At 50.5% G+C, this 9306-nt stretch carries 8 protein-coding genes and 1 pseudogene; 7 read left to right on the plus strand and 2 right to left on the minus strand.

The window, feature by feature from the left end; all coding sequences use genetic code 11:
- Positions 1–80: 80 nt before the first annotated feature.
- From QET93_RS07285 to QET93_RS07315, 7 genes are all read left to right on the plus strand, one after another.
- The gene (locus QET93_RS07285; RefSeq protein ID WP_322189924.1) at positions 81–2966 is read left to right on the plus strand and encodes a beta-N-acetylglucosaminidase domain-containing protein; all 2886 of its coding nucleotides are present in this window, start codon (positions 81–83) and stop codon (positions 2964–2966) included.
- A 276-nt stretch (positions 2967–3242) separates the two neighbouring features.
- On the plus strand, positions 3243–3620 hold the full coding sequence (gene rpsM, locus QET93_RS07290) for a 30S ribosomal protein S13 (protein ID WP_280126552.1): 378 nt from the start codon (positions 3243–3245) through the stop codon (positions 3618–3620).
- A gap of 40 nt (positions 3621–3660) precedes the next feature.
- Complete coding sequence (rpsK, locus tag QET93_RS07295) at positions 3661–4209, plus strand: 30S ribosomal protein S11 (protein ID WP_345783061.1); 549 nt, start codon at positions 3661–3663, stop codon at positions 4207–4209.
- 50 nt (positions 4210–4259) lie between these two features.
- Positions 4260–4871 carry a 30S ribosomal protein S4 gene (rpsD, locus tag QET93_RS07300; RefSeq protein WP_280126553.1) on the plus strand — a complete coding sequence of 204 codons (612 nt, stop codon included), beginning with the start codon at positions 4260–4262 and terminating at the stop codon, positions 4869–4871.
- A gap of 98 nt (positions 4872–4969) precedes the next feature.
- Positions 4970–5716, plus strand: a complete 747-nt coding sequence (locus QET93_RS07305; RefSeq protein WP_280132857.1) for an HAD family hydrolase — start codon at positions 4970–4972, stop codon at positions 5714–5716.
- 186 nt (positions 5717–5902) lie between these two features.
- On the plus strand, positions 5903–6775 hold the full coding sequence (locus tag QET93_RS07310; RefSeq protein ID WP_280126555.1) for a hypothetical protein: 873 nt from the start codon (positions 5903–5905) through the stop codon (positions 6773–6775).
- Positions 6776–7013: 238 nt separating this feature from the next.
- Positions 7014–7862, plus strand: coding sequence for a hypothetical protein (locus QET93_RS07315; protein WP_280126556.1), 849 nt, complete (start codon positions 7014–7016; stop codon positions 7860–7862).
- Between the two features lie 145 nt (positions 7863–8007).
- Here the strand turns inward: QET93_RS07315 and QET93_RS07320 are convergent.
- A pseudogene (locus QET93_RS07320) lies at positions 8008–8172 on the minus strand (IS481 family transposase); the annotation flags it as partial.
- Between the two features lie 82 nt (positions 8173–8254).
- Positions 8255–9268 carry a DUF362 domain-containing protein gene (locus QET93_RS07325; protein WP_280132856.1) on the minus strand — a complete coding sequence of 338 codons (1014 nt, stop codon included), beginning with the start codon at positions 9266–9268 and terminating at the stop codon, positions 8255–8257.
- Between the last annotated feature and the right edge of the window lie 38 nt (positions 9269–9306).

Here is a 9306-nt window from a genome sequence, read left to right on the forward strand (position 1 = left end):
GGGAAAAGGCGTGAGAAGAAGAGATGTGCTGAGATGTTTTCGTCTTGATACCCTGAGAGACGTTCGGATACACTAGTAGCATGCGTGTACTCCATCTCCCTGCTTTTCTCATGGCGTTATCCGTATCGCTTCCTGCGATGTCCGTTTCTGGACCCGATGTCTATCCCACTCCGCAAAAGGCCGGATTTACGGGCCAGTTTGTGAAGGCGGCTAAGGTCCAGATCGTTCATGGGAAAAAAACGCCGAATGCTCCTCAATTAAAGGATGTCCCAAAAATCCAGGGGGCTTATCGACTGACTGTTAAACCGGGATTGGTTACTGTTGCCGCGCACGATGATTTAGGAATTTTTTATGCCAAACAGACGCTGTCTCAGTTGCTGAAGGGAATTGAAAAAGGGAAATATGCTCAGAATGATCCTTTTGCCGGTAAAGAGTTGAACGATATCGCAGCTCTTGGGGAATTGGCAGAATGCGATATCATCGACTGGCCCGACGTTCTGAACCGTGGTACTGTGGAAGGGTTTTACGGCATGTACTGGAGCCATGAGGCCAGAAAGAAGCAACTTGAGTTTTACGGGCGGAACAAGATGAATACCTACATCTATGCTCCCAAGGACGATCAATACCATTCCCACCACTGGCGCCAACCTTATCCTGCCAAGGAAGCCGCCGAAATCAGAGAACTTGTCGAGACCGCCAAACGGAACCATGTCAATTTCGTGTGGGCTCTCCATCCCGGATTCAGTATCAAATGGACGGATGAAGACAGGAAGAATGTGTTGCAGAAATTGGAATGGATGTATGATCTGGGAGTTCGTTCGTTCGGTCTTTTCTTTGATGATGTAGGAGGGGAAGCAGCCCGCATTGACAAGCAGGTTGAACTTGTCAGCCTTGTCTATAAGGATTTTATTAACAAAAAAGGTGATGTAGCCCCTCTGATCTTTTGTCCATCGGGTTACAACAGATCCTGGACAAATGCGAACAATTTGTCGGAGTTGGGGAAAATGGAACCTTCCGCTCAAATCATGTGGACCGGCAATTCAGTGGTTCACGATATTACGACAGAGGGCCAGGAGTGGGTAACTGGCCATCTCGGACGTCCCGTCTATATCTGGTGGAATTTTCCAGTGACGGATTATTGTCATGACAAGCTTCTCATGGGACGTGTCTATGGGCTGAGCCAGGATGATGGAATCGAGAAAACCATGAGCGGTTTTGTTTCCAACCCCATGGATAGACCGGAAGCATCCAAAATCGGGATTTTCGGCATCGGCAACTATGCGTGGAATGTTAAAGGCTACGATTCGGACAAGACGTGGAAGGATAGTATTAAACGTCTCTATCCTCAGACGCATGAAGCCATACAGACCTTTGCCGACCACAATTCCGACATCGGCCCTTCGGGACATGGGATGCGGCGGGAGGAATCCGTCGATATTGCTCCGGCTGTGGCCAAACTCAAAGAAGATTTGAAATCCGGGAATAGGCAGGGCATGGTTCAGGGGGCTGTTTACGGCGAATATGAAAAGATTGCCAAGTCGGCCGATGTTCTGCTGAATTCCAAGGAGAACCCGGACTTGCTTCATGAGATCCAGCCCTGGGTGAAAGCATTCAGGCAATTGGGAATAGCCGGAATGGGCGCGATTAACGCTCTGCAAAACGATTCTATCAACGATTTGGCAAAATCCGTTTCTGCTCTGGATGAAATGGGCAGAATTCCGGATGATTATAAGCAGGTGGCGGATGGGAAGTTTTTGCGAAAAGGCCTTTCCACAGGGGCTTTGGTGATGACTCCGCTGGCCCGGGAACTTGTCCAAATGGCAGCGGATGAACAATTCACTGCCTTGACGGGCAGAAAGCCGATGCATGGTACATTCTCCGTTTCGGGAGGTTCTGACGCTGACTCTGAACGCATGATGGATGGCAAATCCGAAACGTTCTGGCACTCGGGTTCCTACCAAAAGCCCGGAGACTGGTATTGCCTGGATTTTGGACAGAATGTTCCGGTCAAAAATGTTCTTCTGACGATGGGCAGGAATGATAAGGACTCGGACTTTGTTGCCAAGGGGCAGCTCGAAGCCAGCAGGGATATGAAAAAATGGGTGCCTCTGGGCAAGGAAACCACAGGCAGGCAGGTTTTTTGGCAGAGTACGGTTCCCGTCCAGGCCAGGGCTTTGCGTTATCGTGTTATCGAACCCAATTTTGTCAACCCCGACAAAAAGGGTAATACGGTTTGGACTGCTATCAGAGAGTTCGCCGTGAATTGTCCGTTGCCGGCTATGGCTTCTTCAACGGTCCCGGGCCTGTCATCACTCTCTGTTCAGGAAACCGATAAAATGATAGGAATCAATAAGGTTATGGAGGTCCATTCCATGAAGAAGGGAGATTCCATTACATTGGCTCTGCCGGAACCGGTTGATGCGACGTGGATGGAAGTGAATCTGGACAACGGCAATCTGCCCCAGTGGGCGGAAGTTAGCGTGGAAACCGTTTCGTCTGCATCTCCGGTCGTTTTGAAACTGGAACCATACCAGAACAAGGCTTTTGTGACCAAGGGACCGGGACTTCCCAAGGGGATCAAATCCCTTCAATTGAGGAATAAAGGATCTCAGACTCAAGATATCAAACTGAACATGTTCAAGTTCGATGTCCCTCCCCGTAATATGACCCACAACAAATCTGCCGTCATGGATGGCAATTTGACAACAGTCTATCGTGCGGACGTACCTTTTGACGTGACTGTGGAAAATACGGATTATCCTGCGGCGACCAAGGTCATTATTGTGGGGACGGCCACCTACAAATTCCAGGTACAGGCATCCAACGGCTCATGGAGCAAAACCATGGGCAGTGTCCCGAATCAGGCCGTTACTACTTTCACGGGCAAGGGCGGGATTAAGGCTGTCCGCCTGATTTCGACAAATCCCCAGCCGGGCCAATCCATCCATGAAGTAATTTTCAAATAATTCCGTGGAAGGCATGATCTTTGATCGAAGATTCGTGTTGTAACAGTATTTGGCCTCCCCTCCTCGTGAAATCAACTGGTTTGCGAGGGGGGGAAAAACTTTTTTCCGTGAGATCTTTCCGTAAATCGATTGTTGCATGGAAGTACCAATGAGCCCGAAAAAATAGGGAAGGGCAGTTTTAGGCTTGTCATTGTACTGTGATTTGGTAACAATCTTTCTCCGACAAGTTTGCGCTTGGTGCGTAAACTTATTAACCGCAAGCAAAATTAGACCATCATGGCACGCCTTTTCGGTACAGAAATACCTAATGAAAAGCGCATCGAAGCAGCCTTGCCGTACATTTACGGTATTGGCCGCCAGACCGCTAAGAAGATCCTGGAACAAGCAGGAATCGACCCCGACATTCGTACGGGACAGCTCACGGATGAACAACTTACCAAAATTGTTCAGGCCATCACGTCCACCGGCATCCTCATTGAAGGTGACCTTCGTCGTGACAAGCAGGCTGACCTCAAGCGCCTTACCTCCATTAACTGCTACCGTGGCATTCGCCATCGTCGCGGCCTTCCCGTGCGCGGTCAGCGTACCAGCACGAATGCCCGTACTCGCAAGGGCAAGAAGAAGACCGTCGGTGCACAGGCCAAGAAGAAGTAAACCGCAGACATTATTATTTAATCACTAAAGTTTTCCTCCAATGGCTGAAGAAATCATCAATGACACTGCAGAACAGCCCGTGGCTCCCGTTGTAGCCGCAGAAACGGATGTTGCTGCTACTCCCGCACCGGCTCCCGCCGCCGAAGAAAAGAAACCTGAAGCCCGCCGCGATATTTTCGCAGAAATCGGATTGGGCGACTCTGCCGACCAGGTCAAAATCCTTAAGGCCAAGGGCAGCAAGAACATTTCCAGAGGGATCGTTCACGTTTCCTCCACCTTCAATAACACCGTTGTCAGCGTCACTGACGAACGCGGTAATGTGATCGGCTGGTCCTCTGCCGGCAAGATGGGCTTCAAAGGCTCCCGCAAGAGCACGGCTTACGCTGGTCAGGTTGTCTGCCAGGATGCCTGCCGCCAGGCGATGAGCCATGGCTTGCGCGAAGCTGAAGTCCGCGTTAAGGGACCCGGCTCCGGCCGTGAATCCGCCGTTCGTGCCGTCCAGACCCTTGGCATCGAAATCACTTCCATCAAGGATGTGACGCCGATTCCCCACAACGGTTGCCGTCCTCCCAAGGCTCGTCGCGTCTAATCCGGATACGTTGAGTACATTAGAATTTATCATACTTTAGATTACATATCATGGCTCGTTATACAGGACCCCGCGATAAAGTCTCCCGTCGTTTCGGCGTAGCTCTTTTTGGCTCCAGCAAGTCTCTCGAACGCCGCCCGTTCCCCCCGGGACAGCACGGCATGCGCGCTGGGCGCAAGAAGAAATCCGATTACGGAACGATGCTTGCTGAAAAGCAGAAGCTTCGTTTCCAGTACGGAGTACTTGAAGGACAGTTCCGCAAATACTACCAGGAAGCCTCCCGCCGTCGTGGCGTGACCGGCGATATCCTGCTTCAGCTTCTGGAACTCCGCTTGGACAACATCGTTTACCGCCTTGGTTTCAGCAATACTCGTGCCGGCGCTCGACAAATCGTCAGCCACGGTCACATCTTCGTGAATGGCCATCGCGTGAATGTTGCTTCCTACAATTGCCGCCCCGGAGACGTAATCAGCGTTTCTGCCAAGTCTTCCTCTCAGCAGCTCGTTACCCGTAATCTTGACCTTACGCAGATGATTGTGGTTCCCGACTGGCTTGAATGCGACAAGGACAAGTTGACCGGCAAGGTAGCGCGCGTTCCTTCCAAGGAAGAAATCGCACCTATCGTCAACGAACAGATGATCGTGGAATTCTATTCCCGTTAATCAGTTCAAAAACGATTTTTCAAGAGGCCGTCCCGTTCTGTGCGGGACGGTCTTTTCTATTTGTCTGGAGAAGCATCCTCCTGTAGCATAACAGCGGCATGGATGAAAATCGTATGGAAGGTCGCCGTCTGGCTCTGTTTGACATGGATGGAACATTGCTGGCTTGGGATACCCAGGTTTTGTTTGCCGGATATGTGTGCCGCCGGTTCCCTTGGAGGAGACTGTTGTTCCTGCCTTTCTTTTGTTGCCTGCCTCTGGCTACGTTGCGTCTTTGGGGGGATGGCAGGATGAAACGGATATTCCTGGGATATCTGTGGAGGATGCCACGAACCAAGCTGGAGGAATTAGCCATGGCGTTTGCCGATGAAGTAGCGGGGACTCTTATCTACCCGGAGATGAAAAAACGTTTGGATGCACACCGCATGCACGGAGACCTATGTATCATGGCGACCGCCTCCCCGGGATTTTATGCGGATGCCATCGCGGTGCGCCTGGGCTTTGACGATGTCCTCTCCACATCTATCGAGATTGGAGAACGAGTCCCCTTTTTCCCATCCATGCCGGGTGGCAACAACAAGGGAGAACGCAAGGTAGAGCGCCTCCGCGCCATGAAACTCCTCTCGGAAGATTGTGTGGATGAGGAAGATGTTTTTGCTTATTCCGATAGTTCCGCCGATTTGCCCATGTTGCTTGCTGCCAAGTGGAAAATTCTGGTCAATCCGTCTCCCCGTTTGTGTTCCCGGTTGGGCGGGGAAAGGGTGAAAGTGCTCGAATTTCCTCTTCCTTGGCGAGGAAAAGCAGAGAAAATGTGGAAATTTGCGGTGGAAATGTTTGGACTCCGATGATGTATATCTTTTTACAGTAAGATATTTATAGAAATATTTAGGTAAATTTTATTATTTACCTTTACAAATGTTACGATTTTGTCGTAAAAGGCAATCAAGAGCTCGAATCGGTATCCTCCCCCTGGGGTGGAATGTTCTGATGGAGGCTTTTATCTGCAATAACCAACAAGGAAACAAAAAACGATTATGCAAGCGAAACATGTTTTATCCGCAGCATTGGCGGTAGCAGCTCTGTCGAGCTCTGCCTTCGCAGGAACGAAATGCATTGAGCTTCCGAAAGCTCCAGTTGTTCCCGTTCCGGCTCCGGCGCCCCAGAAGATATTCAGCGGTGACTTGACAGTAGGGTATTCGTCCAATTACGACTTCCGAGGCTTGATCCTGAGGACGTCCGATGGAGAGAACATGACCCCGATCAAGCTTGATACTCGTACCCGCCTGACGGACAAAACCGACCTGACTGCCGGCTTGGGATACAAGGCTCTTTGGGACAAGGATATTCTGCAGGACAATGAATTCAACGTTAATTTGGGTGTAGAGACCAAATGCACCAAGGGGCTGACGACACGTCTGGGATACGACCTTTACCAGGGTGGTTTCCCCGGCTTGGTTTCCAAGGGTTGGAAGGACAATCATTCCGTAACCCAGGAATTCATGGGAGGCTTCCAATACGATTTTGGTGCGGTTGGCGCCAAGGGAGTATTTGTTGGAGCCAATGCCCATTATTCCTTTAACGGTGTGACCGGATGGTGGTTTGACGTTACTGCCGGCTACAAGAAACAAATCTCGGAGAAACTGGCTGCTATCCTGTCCGGTACATGGTGGTCGACGGCCAGTTATTTCGATGCACAGATGCCGTGGATGGCCAATGGTTCCCAGTCCTTTGCCCTTAAACTGGAACTGCCCTATCAGCTCTGCAAGCATCTGACCTTCACCCCGTTTGTCAGTACGGTATGGCTTGGTAACGGTGCGATGAAGACCAAGGGATGGGACTATTATGGCTCCAATGTTTACCGTAATTTTACGTTGGTTGGAGGAGCCGGCCTTACCTACTCGTTCTAAATAGGAAACACATATTTTTACAGGCGCCCTTCTTGACCGAAGGGCGCTTTTTTTCGTAAGAGTACGAGAGGAAAATTGTGTAGATACTGTCACATTTTGGTTCTTGCTTTTGAACGAAACCGGAACGGGGTTGATCTAACCCGATAGCACTCCCTCATAATAAACGGTATGGAAGTGCTCTTCTCGGAGATTGCTCCATACCGTTTTAGATTAACAACAATACAAACCTGTAACGATTATGCAAAAGAAACATATCATCTCCGCCGCTCTTGCAGTAGCTTCCCTGACCAGCGTTGCTTTGGCCGGGACCGCTGCTCCTGTCGTGCCTCTTTCGGTACCACCGGCTCCCAAGGTGTTTAGTGGTGCTCTGAATGTTGGCTATTCCTCCAACTATGATTTCCGTGGACTTGTCCTTTCCACGTCTGATGGTGAGAACATGACTCCGATTTCCTTGGATACTCGTTACAAAGTGTCCAGAACAACCGATATTACCGCGGATTTCGGCTACAAAGCCATTTGGGACAAAGATATTGTTCAGGACAATGAATTCGACTTCAATCTCGGTGTCGAAAACAAACTGAACAACTATGTAACCGCTCGCCTCGGTTACGGCTTGTTCCAGGGAGGTCTCCCCGGTATCATTTCCCAAGCGGAAGGAAACCACTCTGTCAGTCAGGAATTCAATGGTGGATTCCGTTATGACATTAATGGCATCGGCCAGGACGGATGGTTTGTGGGTGCCAACGCGCACTATTCCTTCTCAGGAATGACGGGCTGGTGGTTCGATGCTTCCGTCGGTTACAAAAAACAACTGACTCAGCGTCTGTCCGGCATTATTTCCGGTACATATTGGTCCACAGCCAGCTATTTCGATGCCAAAACGCCTGGCATGTCCAACGGCTCGCAGTCCTATTCTCTGAATCTGCAATTGCCGTATTCCGTGACGAAGAATCTCACATTCAGTCCCTTCGTCAGTGCCATTTGGTCCGGCAACGGTGCTCGTAAAGACGGCTCGGAACTCTATGGATCCCGTGCGATCAAAGATTTTACCGTCGCCGCCGGAGCTATGTTGAGCTACTCGTTCTGAGAGCGTCCGGAAAGTCCGTAACAACAAGAGATAAAGTAACAGAAGGGGCTGTCTCACTAAAAAGAGGCAGTCCCTTTGATTTTTGAAAAAAATCGTGAAAAATGAGAAAGACGGGTTCTCAAAAGTCCTCCCTCTTGTGAGACAATTCGATTTTGTCGGTTTTTTGCGATCTCTCAACCTTCCCGTTCAAATGAGGACTTCTTGGTTTGTTGGGGTGGAATTGGATATGCAATTCCATCAATTTTCTCTGGACGCTTTCTGCAAAGATCTCCAATCCCCCATCTGCATGCACGCGAATGGGGCGGGGAAGGGGAGGAATGGATGTTCTGGCTGAATGAACTGGCCGCCCGGAGATTCAACATGGTCGTATCATGCCCAAGCCGCATGCTCGGCTATTCGAGCATCACCAAATCGTAATTCCGGCTGCCAAGACCGATTTGTTCGGCGTAGTCCACGGTGTGACGACCATGTTTGCTTTCGATACGTTCGATGAGAGGCCTGTTGTCGTCTCCCTCGCTAGGGGTAACTGCAAAGACGAGATCAAGGCATGCCTGGTCAAGGGCGACCGGATCGGTTGAAGCTAAAATACCGATGTCTTTCATTTCGGGAGCGTGCGGGTGGGCATCGCAATCGCAGTCGACGGAAAGGTTGTTCACGACGTTGATATAGAGAATCTTCTCTCCGAAATAGTCTGCGACAGACTGGGCGGCTGCGGCCATGGATTCGAGGAAGGCGTCCTGCTCTCCGAGATTATCCCAGAGTTGAGAAACATCCGCTGTCTTGCCTGCGGAGTGAATGTAGGCCTTACCGTTGGCGGAAGCTACGCCGATTGACTGGTTTTTGAGCACTCCGCCGAAGCCCCCCATGGCATGTCCTTTGAAATGAGCCAGATTGATCATGAAATCATAATTCTTCAGATGCGATCCGACGAGGTTGTGTTTGATGTGTTTCATATCCCTGACCGGGAGTTTGATTTCTCCCTCGGTGTCCATGATATCGACCTGGGCTATGTCGAGGAATCCATGCTCCTTCGCCGCCTGCAGGTGGTCTTCAGTGCGGGAGCGTCTGCCGGCATAGGCTGTGTTGCATTCCACAATTGTACCATTGACATGGTGAACGAGATCCTTGATGAGGGCGGGTTGCAGGAAGTGATGGCCTCCGGGTTCACCCGTGCTGATTTTGACGGCGACGCGCCCTTGCGCCGGATGCTCCAGAGCCTTGTAGATAGCAATGAGAGAAGCGGGTGAGATTTCCTTCGTCATCCAGACTTTCGACGGTGCGTGGTCCGTTTTTACTTCCTTGCTATCCGCGGCGCAGGCAGGCAGCAGCATGCGATCCGCCGCCAGCAAGGCCAGTGTTGCGGTTGTGGATTTGATCCAGGATCTTCTCGTGATGTTTACTTTCATGATGATACTGTGTTTTTGTTTTGATGGAGGCACTCTTC

It is taken from the genome of Akkermansia sp. N21116 (assembly GCF_029854705.2).
GTDB lineage: Bacteria > Verrucomicrobiota > Verrucomicrobiia > Verrucomicrobiales > Akkermansiaceae > Akkermansia.